The sequence below is a fragment of the Streptomyces sp. NBC_00690 genome, assembly GCF_036226685.1.
In the GTDB taxonomy this organism is placed as follows: Bacteria; Actinomycetota; Actinomycetes; order Streptomycetales; family Streptomycetaceae; genus Streptomyces.
In genome coordinates this window covers 3,851,840-3,871,350 of record NZ_CP109009.1, presented here as the reverse complement: position 1 = coordinate 3,871,350, position 19,511 = coordinate 3,851,840, and the positions used below count along the sequence as shown (strand labels likewise).

At 70.0% G+C, this 19,511-nt stretch carries 16 protein-coding genes and 1 pseudogene; 8 read left to right on the top strand and 9 right to left on the bottom strand.

All coding sequences use genetic code 11. The annotated features are described in order from the left end of the window. Nucleotides 1-467 precede the first annotated feature (467 nt). Complete coding sequence (locus tag OID54_RS16965; RefSeq protein ID WP_329020490.1) at nt 468-1,892, top strand: PAS domain-containing protein; 1,425 nt, start codon at nt 468-470, stop codon at nt 1,890-1,892. A 103-nt stretch (nt 1,893-1,995) separates the two neighbouring features. Here OID54_RS16965 and OID54_RS16960 read toward each other — a convergent pair whose 3' ends face one another. Further along, nucleotides 1,996-2,751 (bottom strand): SIS domain-containing protein, encoded by a 756-nt coding sequence (locus tag OID54_RS16960; protein ID WP_329020487.1) that lies wholly within the window; start codon nt 2,749-2,751, stop codon nt 1,996-1,998. Between the two features lie 234 nt (nt 2,752-2,985). Here OID54_RS16960 and OID54_RS16955 point away from each other — a divergent pair, with 234 nt between their 5' ends. Both OID54_RS16955 and OID54_RS16950 read left to right on the top strand, forming a co-directional pair. Beyond that, nucleotides 2,986-3,678: a metal-dependent transcriptional regulator gene (locus tag OID54_RS16955; protein ID WP_329020485.1), complete on the top strand. Its 693-nt coding sequence runs from the start codon at nt 2,986-2,988 to the stop codon at nt 3,676-3,678. An 869-nt stretch (nt 3,679-4,547) separates the two neighbouring features. Continuing rightward, nucleotides 4,548-5,435: an alpha/beta fold hydrolase gene (locus tag OID54_RS16950; RefSeq protein ID WP_329020483.1), complete on the top strand. Its 888-nt coding sequence runs from the start codon at nt 4,548-4,550 to the stop codon at nt 5,433-5,435. A gap of 107 nt (nt 5,436-5,542) precedes the next feature. On the opposite strand, the gene OID54_RS16945 is transcribed toward OID54_RS16950, so the two are convergent. The 4 genes from OID54_RS16945 to OID54_RS16930 all read right to left on the bottom strand — a co-directional run bounded on the left by OID54_RS16945 (nt 5,543) and on the right by OID54_RS16930 (nt 9,651). Further along, nucleotides 5,543-5,980: a subtilase-type protease inhibitor gene (locus OID54_RS16945; RefSeq protein ID WP_329020481.1), complete on the bottom strand. Its 438-nt coding sequence runs from the start codon at nt 5,978-5,980 to the stop codon at nt 5,543-5,545. A 421-nt stretch (nt 5,981-6,401) separates the two neighbouring features. Then, nucleotides 6,402-8,030 (bottom strand): transporter, encoded by a 1,629-nt coding sequence (locus OID54_RS16940; protein WP_329027575.1) that lies wholly within the window; start codon nt 8,028-8,030, stop codon nt 6,402-6,404. Between the two features lie 44 nt (nt 8,031-8,074). After that, nucleotides 8,075-8,899, bottom strand: coding sequence for an ABC transporter ATP-binding protein (locus tag OID54_RS16935; protein ID WP_329020480.1), 825 nt, complete (start codon nt 8,897-8,899; stop codon nt 8,075-8,077). 86 nt (nt 8,900-8,985) lie between these two features. Continuing rightward, nucleotides 8,986-9,651, bottom strand: a complete 666-nt coding sequence (locus OID54_RS16930) for a bifunctional DNA primase/polymerase (RefSeq protein WP_329020478.1) — start codon at nt 9,649-9,651, stop codon at nt 8,986-8,988. A 321-nt stretch (nt 9,652-9,972) separates the two neighbouring features. Here OID54_RS16930 and OID54_RS16925 point away from each other — a divergent pair, with 321 nt between their 5' ends. Together OID54_RS16925 and OID54_RS16920 are read left to right on the top strand one after the other, a co-directional pair. After that, nucleotides 9,973-11,355, top strand: a complete 1,383-nt coding sequence (locus OID54_RS16925) for a transcriptional regulator (protein WP_329020476.1) — start codon at nt 9,973-9,975, stop codon at nt 11,353-11,355. Nucleotides 11,356-11,553: 198 nt separating this feature from the next. Next, nucleotides 11,554-13,140 carry a hypothetical protein gene (locus tag OID54_RS16920; protein ID WP_329020474.1) on the top strand — a complete coding sequence of 529 codons (1,587 nt, stop codon included), beginning with the start codon at nt 11,554-11,556 and terminating at the stop codon, nt 13,138-13,140. 34 nt (nt 13,141-13,174) lie between these two features. Here OID54_RS16920 and OID54_RS16915 read toward each other — a convergent pair whose 3' ends face one another. Next, nucleotides 13,175-14,401, bottom strand: coding sequence for an ABC transporter substrate-binding protein (locus OID54_RS16915; protein WP_329020472.1), 1,227 nt, complete (start codon nt 14,399-14,401; stop codon nt 13,175-13,177). Nucleotides 14,402-14,690: 289 nt separating this feature from the next. Between OID54_RS16915 and OID54_RS16910 the strand changes: the two genes are divergently transcribed. Beyond that, nucleotides 14,691-15,137 (top strand): SCO4402 family protein, encoded by a 447-nt coding sequence (locus OID54_RS16910; RefSeq protein WP_329027573.1) that lies wholly within the window; start codon nt 14,691-14,693, stop codon nt 15,135-15,137. Nucleotides 15,138-15,182: 45 nt separating this feature from the next. Further along, entirely contained in the window at nt 15,183-16,034 is an 852-nt protein-coding gene (gene purU / locus OID54_RS16905) for a formyltetrahydrofolate deformylase (RefSeq protein ID WP_329020470.1), read from the top strand. 9 nt (nt 16,035-16,043) lie between these two features. Here the strand turns inward: purU and OID54_RS16900 are convergent, their stop codons facing one another. From OID54_RS16900 to OID54_RS16890, 3 genes are all read right to left on the bottom strand, one after another. Further along, the gene (locus OID54_RS16900; RefSeq protein ID WP_329020468.1) at nt 16,044-16,490 is read right to left on the bottom strand and encodes a DUF4240 domain-containing protein; all 447 of its coding nucleotides are present in this window, start codon (nt 16,488-16,490) and stop codon (nt 16,044-16,046) included. A gap of 105 nt (nt 16,491-16,595) precedes the next feature. Beyond that, entirely contained in the window at nt 16,596-18,122 is a 1,527-nt protein-coding gene (locus tag OID54_RS16895; RefSeq protein ID WP_443055607.1) for a zf-HC2 domain-containing protein, read from the bottom strand. Continuing rightward, on the bottom strand, nt 18,119-18,697 hold the full coding sequence (locus OID54_RS16890) for a sigma-70 family RNA polymerase sigma factor (RefSeq protein ID WP_329020463.1): 579 nt from the start codon (nt 18,695-18,697) through the stop codon (nt 18,119-18,121). The genes OID54_RS16895 and OID54_RS16890 overlap by 4 nt, the downstream gene beginning before the upstream one ends. A 379-nt stretch (nt 18,698-19,076) precedes the next feature. Here OID54_RS16890 and OID54_RS16885 point away from each other — a divergent pair. Beyond that, a pseudogene (locus OID54_RS16885) lies at nt 19,077-19,448 on the top strand (STAS domain-containing protein); the annotation flags it as partial. Nucleotides 19,449-19,511 lie beyond the last annotated feature (63 nt).

The window sequence follows — 19,511 nt, the reverse complement described above, 5'->3', positions numbered from 1 at the left end:
CCGTTTCCCCGCAGTGGGTACGGACGAAATACGGCGACACGGAATCGGACCAGCCGGAACCGGGTCATTCAAAAAGCGCTAAAAATGGGCGTGCACATGACGAATTTCATCGTGTGGTGCGCCCACGCAGAAACCCGCGGGCTCGGGTCCCTCCTTGCGGAGGGGCCGGCCGGACGATACCGGCGAGCCCGCGGGTCGGTGACTGCTTGGATTGCGGCAGGAGGTCTGCCGACTGCACGAAGTGCGGCGGCAGGCCCTAGCCCGCAGCCACCTCACTCGTCCGGTATGCATACATCTTCCGAACCACCTCCTTTCTTGTGTGCCCACACCTTAGGAACCCCCGCTCGGCCCGTTCAACCGAATTAATGTGCACCGCTTTTTCGGAACCCCGTGTGTCCCCGGTCACGTTCGAGTTGAATGGTCTGACGTGCATCAACTCGCGCGGACGCGTCCTTCAGGGGGCCGGTATGAGTGCTTCGAAGAGTGAGACGAGTGAGGCGGCCGACTCGTCCTGGCCCCCGGGCCGTGGCGGAACGGCGCAGGACGACACGGTGAGCGAGCCGTGTTCGGAGTTGCTGGCCGCCCTCCTCGACGGGATGGACGCGGCACTCTGTGCCTTTGCCGCTGACGGCACGATCACCCACTGGAACCGCGAGGCCGAACGCATCCTCGGCTGGTCGCCCGACGAGGCCGTGGGCCGGCGCGGGTTCACCGGATGGGCCGTGCGCAGGGCCGACGCGGACGAGGTGGAGCGCCGGCTGATGGCGGTGATGGCCGCTCCAGGGCGCCAGGTCGACGAGTTCGCGCTGTTGCGCAAGGACGGCGGGCGGGTGCTCGTACGGATCCAGTCGGCGCGCGTCCTCGGCGCCGACGGCAACCCGGCCGGGGTCTACTGCGCCTTCAGCGAGGTCCATGCGCAGATCGACCTGGAGCGTTCCATCGCCCTGAGCGAGGCCCTGTTCGACGACGCCTCCTGGGGTGTGGTCCTGGTCGACGTCGATCTGCGACCCACCACGGTCAACGGCTATGCCGAGCGGGCCCTGGCGGCGGGCGGTGGATCACCCCTGGGCCGCCCCCTGGGCGAGATGCTCGTCGACGGGGTGGAGCAGTTGGAGTCCTCGCTCCACCACGTCCTGGCCGAGGGCGCCCAGGGCGGGTTGAGCGAGCTGTGGGTCACCCTGGCCGGCAGCGCCGAGGAACCGGCCCGCGCCGGGCCGGCTGTCGGCCGGCGCAGATGCTGGCGCAGCGGCTTTCTGAGACTGGGCTCCCCGCTGGCCGAGGAGCCGGTGCCGCTGGGCGTGGCCTGGCTGTTCCACGACATCACCGAATCGCGCCTGGCCGAACAGGAGGCCGACCGGCTGCGCTTTCGCGCGGGGCAACTGCATCGGGCGGGTCGGGCGGCGGCCGAGTGCGAGGACCCGACCGCGGCGGCCATGACCTATCTCGACTTCGCCCTCGCCGGGTTCGCCGATCACGTGGTGGTGGACTTATTCGAGCCGGTCGACGGTGGTCGGCTCATCCGCGCGGCGGCGACACCGGCCGGCGCGCCGGGCCCCTGCCTCCCCCTGACGGGGGGCGGTGCGCCGATCCCCTATCCGCCGGGGCACCCGGCACTCCAGGCGGCCGATCGCACCGGTTCGGTGCGGGCGAGCGCGCCCGGCACGGCATCCGGGGCCGAGTTCGCGAAGTGGTCCAAGGACCGGCGCTGGCCGCGGGACATGGCGCACGCGCTCTGCACGGTGCTCAGGAGCCGGGGGCGCACGCTCGGGGTCGTCACCTTTCTCCGCGGCGCCTCCCGACCTGCGTTCGAACGGCCGGACGCGGTGTATGCGGAGAGCATGTCGTCCCTGACGGCATCCTCCTTGGACATGGCCTCCCTGGTGGCCGGCTAGGACACGGCCTGGAGGCGCACAGCTCGCGCGCCCCGCCGGCTCGGCGCGCCGCGGAGGACGGGCGCCCGAGCCGGCGCCTCAGATGGGATTCAGCGGATACGGCTCAGCGCCGGTAGAAGATCCGGTCGCCGTACTCCGTCATCACCCGGCCGTTCCACTCGTGCCCGCCGTCCACGTTCCCCGACCTGAGCAGCGGCGGTTCGATGCCCCGCTCCACCAGCCGCTCCGCTGCGGTCGCCATCATCGCCTGCATGATCGCGCTGGTGACGACGGTCGACGCCGGGGCGAAGGGCGCCTCGATCCCCTCATGGGTGAGTTCGGCGTCCCCCACGGCGATCTTGGAGTCGAGGACGATGTCGCAGTGGTCCTTGAGGAAGGTGCCAGATGCGTTCCGGGCGCTGGTGGCGTCCGCGTAGGCCACCGATGTGACCCCGATGACCTTCATCCCCAGTGCCTGGGCGTTCAGCGCCATCTCGACCGGCAGGGTGTTGCGACCGGACAGGGAGATGATCACCAGCAGGTCACCGGCCTTCAGCGGGCTGGTGTCGAGCACCGCCGATGCCAGGCCCTCCACGCGTTCGAGCGCGGAGCCGAGCGTCGCCGGCATCACGTCGACGCCGACCACCCCCGGTACGGTGAGCAGATTCATCAGTGCGAAGCCGCCCGCGCGGTAGACGACGTCCTGTGCGGCGAGCGAGGAGTGGCCCGCGCCGAAGGCGAACAACCGGCCTCCGGAGGCTACGGTGTCCGCTATCGCCTCGCCCGCGGCGGCGATGTTCTCCGCCTCTTCGTCCCGTACGCGTTGCAGCAGACCGATCGAAGCGTCGAAGAACCGACCGGCCAGCTTGCTCTCGCTCATCGCCGAGCCCTTTCGGGGGTGTGTGGGAACGCTATGCGAAACACGCGTACCCGGGTACGAATGGAACATGGAGCGTGCCGGGAATATCCCGTGCCGCGGATCACGTTGAGGTCTGGACCACTGCACTGTCAATACGGCCTGAGCTACCGGCTTTCTCCGGCGCGACACAGTTGTCAGTGCGATGCGTAAGAATTGAGTCGGGGCCGCAGCGCACGATTTCATCGAGGGGCACGTATGTCCGGACTGATCGACACCACGGAGATGTATCTCCGCACCATCCTTGAGCTCGAAGAGGAAGGTGTGGTTCCCATGCGCGCGCGCATCGCGGAGCGGCTTGACCAGAGCGGCCCGACGGTCAGCCAGACCGTGGCCCGCATGGAGCGGGACGGTTTGGTGACGGTCGCGGGAGACCGTCATCTGGAGTTGACCGAGGAGGGCCGGCGCCTGGCCATCCGCGTGATGCGCAAGCACCGACTGGCCGAGTGCCTGCTGGTGGATGTCATCGGGCTGGAGTGGGAGCAGGTCCACGCCGAGGCGTGCCGCTGGGAGCACGTGATGAGTGAGGCCGTGGAGCGGCGGGTGTTGGAGCTGTTGCGCCACCCCACCGAGTCTCCTTACGGCAACCCGATTCCGGGACTGGAGGAGCTGGGCGAGAAGGCCGAGGCCGATCCCTTCCTGGACGACAGCATGGTCTCGCTCGCCGATCTCGACCCCGGGGTCGAAGGCAAGACGGTGGTGGTCCGTCGGATCGGGGAGCCGATCCAGACCGACGCCCAGTTGATGTACACGCTGCGTCGGGCCGGGGTTCAGCCTGGTTCCGTGGTGAGCGTGACGGAGTCGGCGGGCGGAGTGCTCGTCGGCAGCAGCGGTGAGGCGGCGGAGCTGGAGGCCGATGTGGCCTCGCACGTCTTCGTGGCCAAGCAGTAGAGCGCGGCGTTACGGGACCCTGCTGAGGGTCCCGCCCGCGTACTCCGGTGGGGAGACATGGGGCGTGCGCCCCGGTGCCCTCACCGGCATCTCTGAGAACGTTTTCCGCCCGGAATGGCAACGCCCGGGCGAATCGCGTGCCAGTCTGGGCCCGAGGCATATGACCCTAGGCCGGGGAGGGATCAGGGTAATGCGCCCGTCGTACGCCCCGCGTACCGAGCAGCGCAGTGCACAGGTCCTCAGCCCCCGGAATCTATCTACGCGTGTCCCACGGCCCATGGAGCGCCGTCGGGAGCCTCGGAGCAGTCATGGAGACTGCCCGCGCAAGGTCGCTGCCGCACTTCTCCCCCCTCGGGTTCGCGTCGCCTTCGAAGATCGACGAACCCCCTGCCTCGGCGGCGACCCGGTGGAGGAGGGCGGTGGTCATGGCTGCCGCGGCCTCTTGGTGCGCCCTGGGGCGTCCCTGGTGCAGTGGTGCCCCGGACGATCGTTCCCTGGCGCGAACCCGATGAGCCTGACGTATTCGATATGCCTGACGTGCCTGATGTATCCGACGAGATCGACGGAACGGGCGGGGCGGACGCGCAGTGCCGCAAGGGAGAGCCCCGGCGCCCAAGAGCGCCGGGGCCCGTCCTCCCCTGTGTTGACCCGGAGCCCCGAGCTCCCAGGGTCAATCCCCTCGGACCGTCTTCCCCGAGCGGCCCGCCTCCCGCTGAAGATCTCCCCCAGGCAGCGACGGTCAATCCTGGAAGGCGGTCACTCGAACGAGGGGTGTTGCACGTCAGAAGCGTGTTTTCGAATGTGAGTTCGATAAGCTGCGGGTGGGCAGCCGAACAGGTCAACAGGGGACAGAAGGGGGTGCCGGGCACATGGTGCGGCGCATCGACGTGACCGGAGCCGACGGCGTACGGCTGGCCGCTTGGGAGTACGCGGACCCGCCGAAGGGGGGCGGGGAGGAGCAGGTGGCCGACGAGCCCGCACATGCGCCCGGCGTCTTACTGCTGCACGGCCTGATGGGCCGGGCCTCCCATTGGGCGTCGACCGCCCGCTGGCTCGCCGAGAGGCATCGGGCCATCGCGCTCGACCAGCGGGGGCACGGCCGGAGCGACAAGCCGGCGGAGGGCCCGTACACCCGCGAGGCGTACGCGGCGGACGCCGAGGCCGCCATCGAGCAGTTGGGCGTCGCTCCGGTGGTGCTGATCGGCCATGCGATGGGCGCGCTGACGGCCTGGCAGGTCGCCACCAGACGCCCGGATCTGGTCAAGGCGCTGATCATCTGCGATATGCGGGCCTCCGCCCTGGGGGCGGCCTCGCAGCGTGAGTGGGACGAGTGGTTCCGTGCCTGGCCGGTGCCGTTCGCCACGCTGGCGGATGTGCGCAAGTGGTTCGGTGAGGACGATCCGACGATGGAACAGCCCAATGTGTCCCGGGGGGAGTTCTATGCGGAGGTGATGGCCGAGCGGGCGGACGGTTGGCGCCCGGTCTTCTCCCGGCGGCAGATGCTGAAGTCGCGTGAGGCGTGGGTCCACGACGCGCACTGGGAGGATCTGGCCCTGGTCGAGTGCCCCACGCTGGTGGTCCGCGGCGTGGACGGCAAATTGGGCCGGGCGGAGGCCCAGGAGATGGTCAGGGTGCTGCCGCGCGGGCAGTACGCGGAGGTGCCCGATGCGGGTCACCTCATCCACTACGACCAGCCGGAGGGGTGGCGGGCCGCCATCGAGCCCTTCCTCGAAGGCGTCCGCGGACAGGAGGAGTGACCACGGGCCACCGTCGCGTCCCTGGACGGCCCCGGGAGCACGGGCGATACGGTCCGTGCTCCCGAGGCTGCCTGCGCGCGAAGGGGGCCGTCCCTCCGGGGCGAGGCTCAGAAGGAGAAGACCGCGCCGCCGCCGAGGCTCGCCACCATCTCGCAGCCGTTGTTGTACGTTCCCGACCAGGTCAGGTGCCGGCCCCGCCACACGCCGTCAGCGGTCACCGTCACCGGGTCGAACTGGCGGGTGCAGGTCGTGTACGCGAGCGCGGACGGCAGCGCCGTGAACTCCCCGTCCACGCGGTCGAGTTCACCGCAGGCCGCGGCTGACGCCGGATGGCTGCCGCCGGCCGCCGGGGCGCAGTCCAGGGTCACGGCCCGCTCGACGGTGGTGGCGCCGGCCGGCGACTCCTTGCCGATGGTCAGCACGAGCGCGGAGGGTGCGTACAGGGCGCCCGTACGAGCGGGCTGTGCGGCTTCGGCCGCCGCGACGGCCGTTCCGCCCAGAACCAGGGCGGTGGTGATGGCGAGCACGCTGTGCGTACGACGCATGGGAGGAAGCTCCTTCGCGGCTGCGGGTGATTGCGCTCGGGAGTCTTGCGTACGCGGACGGTGAGAACGGCGCGGGTCGACGGCCCATCACCCGTTTCCAGCCGTACCCCCCTGGGCGGGATCACCCATCTGGCCTCAAGGACGGCTCGTCGCCGGCTCCATCGGGCCGGTTTCGCCGAGGTGCGTGCGCACCCCAACTGGACTTCTGCCCGCGGACGCCGCACCGCCGAGAACCATCAGCCGGCGATCAGCACAGGAGTGCGACCGTGCGGCCCTCTCCCTTCGACGCGAAACGATCGCTGCCACCGTGGACCGGATGTACGAAAACGGGCCCCGGGTCGAGCAACTGCTCGACCCGGGGCCCGTGTTCCTACAGGATCCACCCGACGGCACCTGCCAGGCGGGATTTGTCCAACACGCTTTAGCCCTTGCTGACCGCCGTCAGGATCTCCGGCAGGCGCCTCACCGTCCAGGGTGCGGCCAGCCGCACCCCGGCCCAACCGATCAGCATCCCGTACGCCGCGCCCCCCGGCAGCAACAGCCACAGCTGGTCGTGCCCGTCCGTGAGGTGCAGCCAGATCGTCGCCGTGATCACCGGAGCGCAGAGCAAGGTCGCGACGAGCATGCCGCCGAGGATCGACAGCCAGGCGATGGCGCCCTGCCCGGGGGCGGCGTTCTTGTAGGCGCTGTCCTGGGGGATCGAGTAGGGGAAGCGCGCCGACGCCAGAGCGCCCGTCGCCAGCATCGCGCCCAGGATGGCCAGGGAGAGACCCAGCGCCGACGGCAACGTCGTCCAGTCCCCGAGGACCGCGGCCACGATCACGGTGACCAGCACCGTGTACGGGAGCGTGATCACGAGCAGTGCCAGCGCCCGGGCCCGCAGCTCCTCGTAGGCGTCCCGGGTGGTGGAGATGGTCAGCGACACCATCCAGAAGGCCGAGGTGTCCTGACCGAACTGGTTGTACATCTGGACGCCCAGCATCCCCGCGGCGAAACAGGCGAAGTAGATCGATCCGACGCCCTGGAGCACATTGAACACGGGCACGAGCAGACCGATGGCCAGCCCGGACACCCAGGCGGCCTTGGTCTTGGGATCGCGCCACACATAGCGCAGGCTGCGCTGCATCACCGCGCCCGTACGTCCCTCGGGCAGCAGCCGGTGCATGCCGGTCGACGACCCCTCGCGGGTCGGGGCCGAGGACGCCGCCAGGGTGGAGCCGTCGGGCGTGGTCATCAGGGCGGTCAGGCTCCGCGCCCAGGACCACAGGAGCGCCTGGAGGGCGAGGGCGGTCAGAGCCAACTGGACGAGGGCCACGGCGTAAGAACCGTCGGCCGCGGAGTCGATGGCGCCGATCGCGGCAGCGGGCGGAAGCCACCGCAGGACCTCGGCCACCGGTTCCAGGGCCGACATCCCACCGGAGCGACTGAGCTGCTGGGCACCGAAGTTCACGACCTGGATCCCGACCGCGATCACCAGACCGCTGAGGACGGCCAGATCGCGGCCCTTGCGCGAGGTCAGCAGGCGGACGTTGCCGGCTGCCACCGTTCGGGCCAATGCCACGCACACCAGGAGCGTCAGCGGCACGGCGACCACGGAGATCACGGCAGCGAACGCGCCATGGGAGAGCGCCAGCGCCGCACCGAGCACCAGACAGAGCGAGAACAGCGGCCCGATGCCCGCCAGGGATGCGGTGAGCAGGGCGAAGACCAGCGGACGCGGACGCAGCGGCAGCATCACCAGCCGGGTCGGGTCCAGGGTCTCGTCACCGCTGGGAAAGAACAGCGGCAGCACCGCCCAGCCGAGGGCGAGCAGCGCGGTGAGCAGCACGGCCACCGTCATGGCCTGGTCGTTGCCCCGCAGCAGCACCAGACCCAGCAGTTGGCCCGCCGCGATCAGCAGGGCGAAGATCAATGAGATGACGAAGACGGCCGTGCGCGCCGAGGACTGGCGCAGTCCGTTGCGCAGCAGCGACAGCTTGAGCCGGACGAAGACTCCGGCCAACTGTCGGGCGCCCAGTTCGGTTCCCCGGGGTCCGCCGACGGGGGCCACTACTTCGGTCGGGGGTGCGGGCGTCGTTCGATTCTCCGCGGCGCTCACCGCGCACCGCCCCCGCCGAGCCAGTCCAGGGAGTCTCCCGCATCGCGTCCGCTCGCACCGACGAGCTCCAGGAACGCGTGCTGGAGGCTCGGGGCGTCGCCCCGGACCTCGGCGATCGGGCCTTGGGCGCGGATGTGGCCGCCGGCCATGACCGCGACCCAGTCGCAGAGCGACTCGACCAGCTCCATGACATGGCTGGAGAAGACGACGGTGGCGCCGGAGGCCGTGTACCGCTCCAGGACTCCGCGGATCGTCTGGGCCGACACCGGATCGACGCCTTCGAAGGGCTCGTCGAGGAAGAGCACTTCGGGGTTGTGCAGCAGGGCAGCGGCGAGACCGATCTTCTTGCGCATGCCGGTGGAGTAGTCGACGACCAGTTTGTGCTGTGCGCCGGCGAGGTCGAGGACGTCCAGGAGTTGGGTGGCGCGCTTGTCCACCTCGTCGCCCGGCAGTCCGCGCAGCCGTCCGCCGTAGGCCAGCAGCTCCCGGCCCGAGAGGCGTTCGAAGAGACGGAGTCCCTCGGGCAGGACACCGATCCGTGCCTTGACGGCGATGGGATCGCGCCACACGTCGTGTCCGGCGACCTCGACGCGTCCCTGATCGGGGCGGAGGAGTCCGGTGACCATCGACAACGTGGTGGTCTTTCCGGCGCCGTTGGGCCCGACCAAACCGATGAACTTGCCTGCGGGCAGGGTCAGATCGATGCCGGATACGGCAATCTGCTGGCCGAATCTCTTCCAGAGTCCCTCGACGCGAACAGCGGACGGTGCCGTGTTCGCTCCGTCCGCCTCCGCGGCTCCCATAGCCCGGTCATCCGGCATGGTGCCCGCCTTTCGGTGTTCCCGTTTTCTTCTACGCGTCGACAATGTGTTCGCGTCCGTACGGGTCCACCTTATGTAAGGGCCAGTTAAAGCCCGCGGGCGCGGGCCGCCACCGCCTCACGTCCACAGGCGTACGCCAGCGGGCTGATGAGCTCTTCCGCATCCGGCAGCCAGCGGTTCGCGGGCGTCGGACGACGAGCCCACTGCACCGCGCCCTGCGCTCCCACCCGGGTGGGCGGTGCCGCGATGTAGTGCCCCTCGCCCCGGCCGATCAGATCGATCGAGGTCGGCGCCCAGCCGAGACCGCGGACCAGGTCCGGCACCTTCTGCGCGCCGCCCGGCAGTACGAAGAACAGCATCCGTCGGTCAGGGGTGCAGGTCACCGGGCCGAGCGGGAGTTCCATCCGCTCCAGCCTGGCCAGTGCCAGGAAGCCCGCGGACTCCGGGAGGTCGAGCGCGTCGAAGGTGCGGCCGGTGGGGAGCAGGATCGATGCCTTGGGGTTTTTGCCCCACATACGGCGTGCGGCGGTGGCGCTTCCGGTGGCCTGGTTCGCCCAGTCCGAGCCGGTGGCGTGCGCACCCGGCGCAGCACAGTCGGACTGCTCGCAGGAGCAGCGCACCCTGCCGTCGTCCGACACCAGCCAGGTACCGGGGAAAACGTCCCAGTGCCGTTCCTCCGCGTACCGCACGGCATGATCCAGCAGCTGCTCACCTCTCTGCTGGGGGATCTGTGCGGCCTCTGCAACTCCCATGGTCTCTTCCACGCACCACTCAACTTCCGCTGTCACCTAGGGTTACGGGCGTCCTACGGGCCGCCCGGGGTCATGATCCCGCATATGGGGCGCATGGATGCACGGACGGGGGCGCGCGTGCGGACCGGCCACGGGGGCGGGTACCCACTGATACATAGGGGGGCGACACGCCGTCTCTGCCCGCGCCAGAAGCATAGTCGGCGTGATCCGGAAATCCGCCGGGACTTCTGGAAAAAACAGACCAAGCCGCGGAAGTCTGCATTCTCCGTAAATCAGCCGGGCAATGATCCCTCCGTGGATCGTGGCCTCAGGGGGTTACCAATGGCAGCCAGGTCTCTTGTCGCCCGACAGCCGAACGAACGGCTGCAGGCGCTCATTCAGGAAGCCGGATGTTCCAACGCAGGGCTCGCACGGCGCGTCAACATGGTCGGCGCGGAGCGCGGGCTCGACCTGCGCTACGACAAGACGTCGGTGGCCCGTTGGCTGCGGGGACAGCAACCGCGTGGACGTGCGCCCGGTGTCATCGCCGAGGCCCTCGGCCGAAAACTGGGCCGTACGGTCACCATCGACGAGATCGGCATGGCCAACGGGAAGAACCTCGCATCGGGGGTCGGCCTCCAGTTCTCGCCGACCGTGCTCGGCGCGATCGAGCAGGTGTGCGAGTTGTGGCGAAGTGACGTGGGCCGCCGCGACTTTCTGTCCGGGGCGACCGTCGCCGCTTCGGCGTTGGTGGAGCCCAGCAGGGACTGGTTGATCACCGGTGCGGACGGCCAGGTGGCGCGCACGGCGGGAGCGCGCGTCGGCGCCTCGGACGTCGAGGCGGTACGGGCGATGACCCGGGCCCTGACCGAACTCGACCATCGCTTCGGCAGCGGACATGTGCGTCCGGTCGTGGTGCACTATCTCAACTCCGTGGTGTCCGGCCTGCTTTCGGGCTCGTACCGGGACGCGATCGGCCGTGACCTGTTCGCGGCGGTGGCCCGACTCACGGAACTCGCCGGCTATATGGCGGTGGACACGGGCCAACCCGGGCTCGCACAGCGCTACTACATCCAGGCGCTCCGACTGGCGCAGGCCGCCGGGGACCGTGGATACGGCGGATACGTACTGGCCGCGTCGATGAGCCATCTCGCGGCGCAGTTGGGCAATCCGCGGGAGATCGCCCAACTGGCGCGCGCCGCGCAGGAAGGGGCCCGCGGGCGGATCACCCCTCGGGCCGAGGCCATGTTCTTCGCCGCGGAAGCGCGCGGGCACGCCCTGCTGGGCGATGCCCACACCTGCCACACCGTGGTCGGCAAGGCGCTGACCGCGCTGGAGCGGGCGGAGGCGCAGGGCGGGGACGACCCCGGCTGGATCGCCCACTTCGACCAGGCGTACCTCGCCGATGAACTCGCCCACTGCTACCGCGATCTGGGGCAGCCGGAAGCCGCCGCCCACCACGCCTCGCAATCGTTGGAGGGGCATCCGGAGTCCCGGGCGCGACGACGTGCGATCGGGCTTGTCCTGTTGGCCACCGCCCAGGTGCAGCAGCGCGAGGTCGAGCAGGCGTGCCACACGGGGACCCGCGCGGTGGAACTGCTGGGGCAGTTGCGTTCCAGCCGGGGCACGGAGTACCTGGAGGACTTCCAGTTGCGGCTGGAGCCGTACGGGGACGAGCCCGCGGTCCGGGAGTTCGGGGCGCGCGTCGAGATGCAGGCCGCGTAGGAGGGCGAGCCCGTCTCGTGGTGGCCTCGGAGACGGGCGGCAACGGCCCGGGAGTTGTGACTGCAGTCACAGATCAACGACCCTCGGGCCGTGTGTCCAGGGTCGTTGCCCCGCCCCCGCACATGTGTGCGCAGGGCGACGGAGGGCACCCGGTAGCGTGACCCGACGGTTCCGTAGGCCGATACGTAGGAGTCCTTGGTGACACACAGCGGACAGGGTGATGAGCGGCATCCCGATGCCCGGCCCGCCCGGGAAGGCGTCGTGCTGCCCGCCGACGGCTCCGGCCCCTGGGTGCCAGGGGAGCCGGCCGACCGGACCGCGCCCGCAGGCGGCCAGCCATGGGGCGAACCCTGGGGAACGCAGCAGCCGGTGACCGATCCGTCCGCGCAAGGCCCGTATGCGTCGCCCGAGTTGTCGCAGCCCTACGCACAGCACCCCGGGTACGGCCCGCCTGACGCGGACCCCTACGGATCACCTGGCGTCGGCGTCCCCACCGCTGCGTCCGGGCCACTGCCGGACGAGGTGGCCCCCGCAGCACCCCCGTACGACTCCTCGCACGGCCATGCGCCCCATCAACAGTTCCCCGGGGCTGCGGATGCGACCGCGTATCTGCCTCCGGTGCCGCCCGGATCGGCGGGTGGGATGGATGCGACGCAGGTGATTCCGCCCGTGTCCGTGTCATCGGATGGTCCCGGTGTCCCCGGGGCTGCGGATGCGACCGCCTATCTGCCTCCGGTGCCGCCCGGGCCGGCGGGTGGGATGGATGCGACGCAGGTGATTCCGCCCGTGTCCGTGTCATCGGATGGTCCCGGTGTCCCCGGAGCTGCCGACGCGACCGCCTATCTGCCTCCGGTCACACCGGGCGCCCTGCCTCCTGAGCGGCCGGCGCCCCCATCTCACCAGCGGTCGACCGGGTCGTACGGGCAGCAGCCCGTCCCCGACGCCCCGACCAGTGCTCCCTACGGCATCCGCCCCGGCGCCCCCGGCGACCGTCCGCCGCCCGCGGAGTTCGACAACCTCTTCCGTACCGGTGCCGCGCCGGACCCGACGCCTCCGACGGACGGATTCGCCGCGGCCTCGCACCCACAGCCGCCCGCCCCGCCCCGGAGCCGCCGTCGACAGGACGGGTCCGGGCCGCGCCGACGCTCCTCCGTGCCGATGGTCGGTGTGGCCGTCGTCGTCGGCTGTGCGGTGCTCGGGCTCGGTGTCAGCGCCGTGGTGTTCGGCGGCGACGACGAGCAGCCGGCTGATTCCGTCCCGGGGAACAACGTTGCCGCGGCCCCGTCCACCCCGAGTGCGGCCAACTCGCCGAAGGCCGCTGCCGCCGACCCCGTCGAGCAGCAGGCGCGGGCCCTGGACCGCTTGCTCGACGACAGCAACGACAGCCGTGCCGTGGTGATCCAGTCGGTCGCGAACATCAAGGAGTGCAAGGACCTGGACCAGGCGTCCAGGGATCTGCGGGGAGCGGCCGACCAGCGCCGCGGTCTGGTGGAGCGGCTGGAGAAGCTGGAGATCGACCGGCTGCCCGAGCACGGGGAACTGGCCGAGTCGCTCACCGATGCATGGAAGGCGTCCGCCGCTGCGGATGACCACTACGCGGTCTGGGCCAAGCAGGTCAAGAGCAAGAAGTGGTGTCGGGACGGCCGGGCGCGCACCAGCAAGAGGGCGTCCCAGGGCAATCGCGCCAGTGGTGAGGCGACTTCGGCCAAGCGGGAGGCCGCCGGGCTGTGGAACCCCATCGCGGCCCGCTACGACCTGACCGAACGGCGCAGCGACCAGCTCTAGACCCGGGTGCCACCAGGTTCGGGGTGCTGATGCATCAGGTTCGTCGGGGCGCCCGTAGCGTCGTGGTCACATCCACAAAGTCGGGTCGCTGTGCCACCAGTCGCCCCTTCCGTACCACTTGGAAGGTGACGCTTCGGTTGACCGCCCGGGAGGAGCTCCGGTCGTTCATGGTGTCCTCGTAGAGCCAGCGCAGCGGCGGGGTGAGCCCGCCGGTGGGCACCACGAGACCGCGATCGAGCGCCAGGGAGATCGCGTCCGAGGTGATCTCGTTCCGGTCGAGCGCCTCGATCACCGCCGCCAGTACGGTGTAGGCGATCCAGGTGGTCTGGACACCCGGGTCGGCCGGATCGATGCGGTCGTCGTCGAAGGCGTGGTCGTCGATCACCCGGCGCAGATCCGCCCAGCGCGCGTCGCCGGCGGGCGGGTACCAGCCGGTGAGGAAGGCGCCTTCGAAGATGCCCGACGGGCCGCCTGTGCGGTCGATGAGGGACTGGTCGACGCTGCCGAGGACCGACGAGACCCTGACCCCGTCCCGCTCGACTGGCAGCCGTCGGAAGGAGTCGAAGAAGGTCTCGGTCCGATCGCCGAGCACGGTGGTGACACAGCCCGGGCGCTCCCCTTCGGCGGCCCGCGCATGGGTACGGGCCCGCTGGGCGTACCGCGTGTAGTCCGTGGCGTCCTCGGGGGCGAGCACGGCGACGGTCTCCTGGCCCGACCGTGCGAGCCCCGAGTCCAACAGGGCGGGCAGCGAGTCGCCCGCCCGCGAGTCGGGCCGCACCAGCGCGACGCGTCCGCAGGCATCCGCGAGTTGGATGCCGTGCCCGGCGATCAGCGAGATCTGACCGCCGTTGACCGGGTACGAGTGGAAGCTGCTCATCTCGTCGTGCGAGATTCCGTATCCGCCGATGAAGGGGATGCCGGCGGACTGCAACGGAAGGAGGAAGGAGCGTCCGTACTGGCTGTAGGAGCCGACGACGGCGACCGCACCCTCATCGGCCGCCTGTCCGGCACAGTCGGCCGCCCCTCGTCTGGTGTTCTGCTCGTTGCAGGTGATGACCCGCAGGGTGTGCCCGTCGATGCCGCCCCGCGCGTTGACCCAGCGGGCGTATGCCGTCGCCATGGCCGGCATGCCCGGCATGTTGGTGGCATCGGTGCCCTCGGGGGCGAAGGTCATCACGGTGACGGTCCTGCGGGAGTCGTCGGCGGTGCCGGGGATGACTCCGCACCCGGTCGTCAGCACTGCGAAGGCCGCGCTCAGCACGGCGGCCGGACCTCCCGGAACTCGCCGGGGGCGGGGAACCACGGCGGGTCGGCGAAGGCGTCGGAGGTGCGGGAAGGGTGCGGGTCGCCAAGGGGTCATGGCGGATCAGGTTTCCGGCGCCCGTGGAACACCGGGTGGGGCGTGGGACAACGGTCGATGACAGCCCGATGAAGCGTTGAGGAGGAGGACGAGGAGGGGCCGTGCGCGTCCGGGCCGTGGGGACCGTACGATCGAACGCGTGCAGCAAGGTATCGACTTCTCTTCCCGTCGCGCCCGTCGCTCCTCCACCATGGGCGGTATGCCGCCCAACGACATGCCCTGGTGGCGCTGGCGCACGAACGTGCGCTCCGCGCTGCATATGCTCTCTGACCCCGTCTTCCACCGGGAGACCTGGCTGATAGGCCGTGAGGGGTACGGCGATGTGACCGATGCCGTCTACCGACTGGTCGAGGACACCTGGCTCGACAACTGGTCCGCCGACAAGTACATCGGGACGATCTTCCGTGATGCGAACGAGGCCGCTCTGGTCGACGCCGCCGTGTTGCGGGTGCTGCGGGTGATGCATCAGGTGGGTGCGGATGCCCATGTCTCCGCGTACATGGAGCACCAGGGCTGGCCGGAGGCGGTGCTCGCCTGTCGTGAGGCCCATGTGCAGTTGTCCGCTAACGACGGCGACGAGCCGGATGTGCCGCCGCGGTCACTGGACGTGCTGCGGATCATGACTCGTTCCGCGTAACGGACGGAATCCGGCACGGGCCCGCAGGTGTGGCACTCTACGAGGATGACCGACCAGTACGTCCTGACGCTCTCCTGCCCGGACAAAAAGGGCATTGTGCACGCCGTGTCGAGCTATCTCTTCATCACCGGCTGCAACATCGAGGACAGCCAGCAGTTCGGTGACCGGGACACGGGTCTGTTCTTCATGCGGGTGCACTTCTCCGCCGACGCCCCGGTGACCGTGGAGAAGCTGCGCGCCAGCTTCGCCGCCGTCGGCGACTCCTTCCAGATGGACTGGCAGATCCACCTCGCCGACGAGCCGATGCGGATCGTCCTTATGGTCAGCAAGTTCGGCCACTGCCTCAATGACCTGCTTTTCCGCTCCCGGATCGGCGCCCTACCGGTGGAGATCGCGGCGGTGGTGTCCAACCACCGTGAGTTCGCCGAGTTGGTCGGTTCGTACGGCATCCCCTTCCACCACATCCCGGTCACCAGGGAGAACAAGGCGGAGGCCGAGGCCCAGCTGCTGGAGTTGGTGGAGACCGAGAACGTCGAGCTGGTGGTGCTCGCGCGCTATATGCAGGTGCTCTCGGACGACCTCTGCAAGCAGCTCAGCGGCCGGATCATCAACATCCACCACTCCTTCCTCCCGAGCTTCAAGGGCGCGAAGCCCTATCACCAGGCCCATGAGCGCGGTGTGAAGCTGATCGGAGCCACGGCCCACTATGTGACCGCGGACCTCGACGAGGGCCCGATCATCGAGCAGGAGGTCGAGCGGGTGGGACACGGGGTGACCCCCGAGCAGTTGGTGGCCGTCGGTCGGGACGTGGAGTGCCAGGCGCTGGCCCGAGCGGTGAAGTGGCACGCCGAGCACCGCATCCTGCTGAACGGCCGCCGTACGGTCGTCTTCGCCTAGGAAACGGCTTCAGGGCTGCTGCTGGCGGGTGGGCCAGCCGTCGGTGTTGGAGAAGGACTCGTAGCTGTGGCGCGTGGCGCGATCCCACTCCTTGCCCGTGAGCTCGCGGTACGCCTCGTCGGGCACGTACAGCAGGGACTCGGCCCAGATCAGCTCCTCTGCGTACGGTCGGAACCGGGCGGGCTCGCGCAGGACGTCCTCGTACGTCTGCCGGCCCGCCGCCACGACGGCCGCACGGGCGTAGAGGAAGGCGTCGCCCGACAACTCGTCGCCGCAGTGCTCCTCGGTGTCCAGCAGGTACAGCGCCCGGGACAGCTGTTCCGCGAAGCCGATGACGTCCTCGACGGGGCCGGCCAGCAGCCGGGCCGTCAACGCGGGCGCGAGGAGCTCGGCCTCGGGATCGGGGTCAGGCGGGCTGCACACCTCAATGAGCTGCCAGAAGGTTGCTTCGTCCATGGAACAGAGCATGGCGCACCGCACTGACATCGGCCTTCGACCATCGATCGATCCATCGGATGACCATCGGCCTTCGGCCGTCCCTCGCGGCCGGTAGGGCCCCGCCTACAGCCGCCCCAGGGACGCCGCCGCCAGCAGTACCTCGTTGATCGCCTCGCGGTCACCGTCCTGGCCGGCCGCCGCGTCCCGGGGAGACACATGGCCGGCGACCAGCTTGCAGAACTCCACGCCCTCCAGGGCCACTTGCGCCACCGTGTGGTCGGGCGAACCCAGCGCGGCCGGTGAATCGAGCGCGATGTACCAGTTGCCGCCACCGGCGCCTTCCACCTCCAGCCGCAGCGAACGACCCGGCGCACCCGCCGTGACCAACTCCTTCGGCGGCGAGGCCAATCCCTGGCGACGACGGGCCGCCAGCGTCGCGGGCAACAGTCGCGCGGCCAGATCGATCATCCGGTTGAGGTGGGACCCGCGCGGCGGATCGTAGGGGTAGTCCACCGCGTCGGCGATGTCGTCCGCGTGCAGCCAACACTCGAAGGCGCGATCCAGCAGGGAGTCCCGCAGCGGGAGCGAGAAGTCTCCGTAGGACACAGAGAGTTCGGCGACGCCGCGGCCGGCGAACGACACCGTGCGCACCAGTGCATGACTCTGGTCCCGCCACGGCGAGTGCACCTCGTCCATGGACTGGTGGGCCTCGTTCCGCCAGAACTCCTCGGTGCGACGGGTCGGCGAGTGGGGAGCGCCCCGGCCGAGCGGATCGTCGAGCCCGAGCGCACCCGCCACCAGGCCGTCGACCGTCAGAAGGTGGCCGATGACTCCGCTCACGGTCGTCGTGCGGTGGGCGAGCCGCGTGCCGTTGAACCACTTCAGCTCCACCGGCGCCTTCCACTCGGATTCGCCGAAGTCACGCAGCAGGGCGTCGAGGCGGGCCGTCTCCGAGTCGTAGGGGCTCGCCCACTCCGGTACGGGAATGCGGGCGGGGCGACGGCCCAGGCAGTTCTCCAGCACCCGGAACCGCAGCAGTGGATCGAGATCGAGGTCACGGCCTGGATGCAGCAGCCCCACGGCGTCCCGCAGCCGTAGCGCCTCGTCGGCGCACGGGGCGCACTCGCCGAGGTGGACTTCCACGGCCGCCGTCTCCTCCGTGGAACAGGCGGCCAGTGCCCAGGCGCCGAGGAGGGACTTCAGGACGCTGTGGGACGGAGTCCCGGCGCCGCTGCCGGATTCTTGGGACATGTCGGCCTCGGGCGGGACGGTGGTTCGGTCGGTGTGCTCCGGCGCCCCGGGGCGTCCCGGGTGTGCCGGGCGATGCTCGGGTTCGGCGGGTTCGGCGGGTTCGGCGGGCTCCGCGGAATCGGGGGACTCTGCGGATTCGGCGAACTCGCGGGCCTCGGGACGGTCCACGCGCTCGGGTGGACCGTGCTGTTCGGGGCTGTGTATCGCCCCGTCCGACCCGAACGGCTCCGGCCGGGGCCGCGGCCCGTGGGACGAGGGCGGCGGATGGGGATGCCGAGGCAGCGGGTCGAGATCGTCCGCGGCCGGACGGGGTGCCGGGATGCGGGGAGCGTTCCGTATCCCATCCCGGTCCGCAGGGGGACCGGGCTCTTCGGGCCCGTTGTCGATCGGGCCGTTCACAGCGACCGCCCGTAGCCGGGCGGGGACGAGCCCTCCAGCGGTCGCGTGTGTGCCGTGGAGAGCAACTGGAGGCCGAGCCGCAGTCTGCGCCGCGCCTCGTCCTCCGTCACCCCGAGGTCGGCTGCCGTCTGGCGGTAGTCCCGGCGTTGGAAGTAGGCCAGTTCGAGTGCGGCGCGCAAGGGTGCCGGCATCGAGGTGACGATGTAGTCGGCGCGGGCTGCGGCGGCGGCCTTGCGCACCTTCTGTTCGAGTTCGTCCACGGAGCTCTCACCGGTCGCTATGGCCCGGGCCTCGGCTTGGCGCAGTCGGTGCAGGGCCTGACTGTTGGTGAGTTTGGCCACCCAGGAGCGCAGGGAGCCCTGTTTGGGGTCGTACGCGTCCGGGTTCTCCCAGATGTAGCCGAAGACCTCACGGGTCACCAGATCTGCCGCGTCCTCGTCGTCGAGCACGCGGTGGGCCAACATATGCACCAGCGAAGCGAACTTGTCGTACAGCTCGCCCAGGGCCGCGGCCTCACCCCGGGCCAGCCGCTGCTGCATCTTGCGGTCCCAGCGCGCTGGTGTGTCCTTTGCCATGCGGCCCCCAAAGCCTTCCCTGCGGTCTGCTCCTGTGCCGGTCAGCGTCGACGCGAGCGCGCCGGCGCCTGTCTGCGGCCGGTGTCGCCCCCTTTCGAATGTAATGCGGCCGTCCAGGACGCACGCCTGTTTGCGCTAAGTGCGCCCCTAAGGGAAGACGGAGATGGTAGTGAGCCTCCGGTCCTGCCTGAAACCTGCCACCAGTAAGGGGTTTCATGCCTGGCTGACAGGGAAGGCGGGCCAGAAGCGTGAATTCCGTTCCCGGTTCCGCATCAGGTTTCCCCTGCTGCGAATCGCAAACGGGTTCGCTCGTGGTTGTGCGGCACGGTCCGGATCGGGTTCGACAGGGGCACCAGGGCGCAAGCGGAGGTTTCAGGCAGTGACGCTGAAGGTGGACGAGACCCGGCGGGGCGCGTGGAACGTACTGTGCATCAGGGGCGAGTTGGACCTCGTGTCCTCGCCCCGGGTTCGTCAGCAGGTGCACGAGGCCGTCGCAGCGGGTCGCCGGAACGTGGTGCTCGACCTTTCGGAAGTGGTGTTCTGCGACTCCAGTGGGGTGGGCGTGTTGATCGCCGCCCGTCGGCTGTTGCACTCCTGCGGCGGACGACTCCGCTTGGTGCTGCCCGCTCGGGGGCCGGTGGGCTCCGCCGAACCGGCGCATGTCAACAGGGTGCTGGGCGCGCTCGGCGTGCGCCGACTGTTCGACGTCCATGACTCGACGCTCGCCGCGACCGCTTCCGGGACGGGACCGGCGACCTTTCCGGTCGCCGCGGCGGGCCGTGGTCAGGGGCGTTCGGCGGGCACCGCGCCCAAC

Coding starts and splice junctions, on each gene's coding strand:
- OID54_RS16900 (WP_329020468.1), bottom strand. CDS start 16,490: ATGGACGAAGCAACCTTCTGGCAGCTCATTGAGGTGTGCAGCCCGCCT.
- OID54_RS16935 (WP_329020480.1), bottom strand. CDS start 8,899: ATGCCGGATGACCGGGCTATGGGAGCCGCGGAGGCGGACGGAGCGAAC.
- OID54_RS16925 (WP_329020476.1), top strand. CDS start 9,973: ATGGCAGCCAGGTCTCTTGTCGCCCGACAGCCGAACGAACGGCTGCAG.
- OID54_RS16910 (WP_329027573.1), top strand. CDS start 14,691: ATGGGCGGTATGCCGCCCAACGACATGCCCTGGTGGCGCTGGCGCACG.
- OID54_RS16955 (WP_329020485.1), top strand. CDS start 2,986: ATGTCCGGACTGATCGACACCACGGAGATGTATCTCCGCACCATCCTT.
- OID54_RS16965 (WP_329020490.1), top strand. CDS start 468: ATGAGTGCTTCGAAGAGTGAGACGAGTGAGGCGGCCGACTCGTCCTGG.
- OID54_RS16930 (WP_329020478.1), bottom strand. CDS start 9,651: ATGGGAGTTGCAGAGGCCGCACAGATCCCCCAGCAGAGAGGTGAGCAG.
- OID54_RS16950 (WP_329020483.1), top strand. CDS start 4,548: ATGGTGCGGCGCATCGACGTGACCGGAGCCGACGGCGTACGGCTGGCC.
- OID54_RS16890 (WP_329020463.1), bottom strand. CDS start 18,697: ATGGCAAAGGACACACCAGCGCGCTGGGACCGCAAGATGCAGCAGCGG.
- OID54_RS16960 (WP_329020487.1), bottom strand. CDS start 2,751: ATGAGCGAGAGCAAGCTGGCCGGTCGGTTCTTCGACGCTTCGATCGGT.
- purU (WP_329020470.1), top strand. CDS start 15,183: ATGACCGACCAGTACGTCCTGACGCTCTCCTGCCCGGACAAAAAGGGC.
- OID54_RS16945 (WP_329020481.1), bottom strand. CDS start 5,980: ATGCGTCGTACGCACAGCGTGCTCGCCATCACCACCGCCCTGGTTCTG.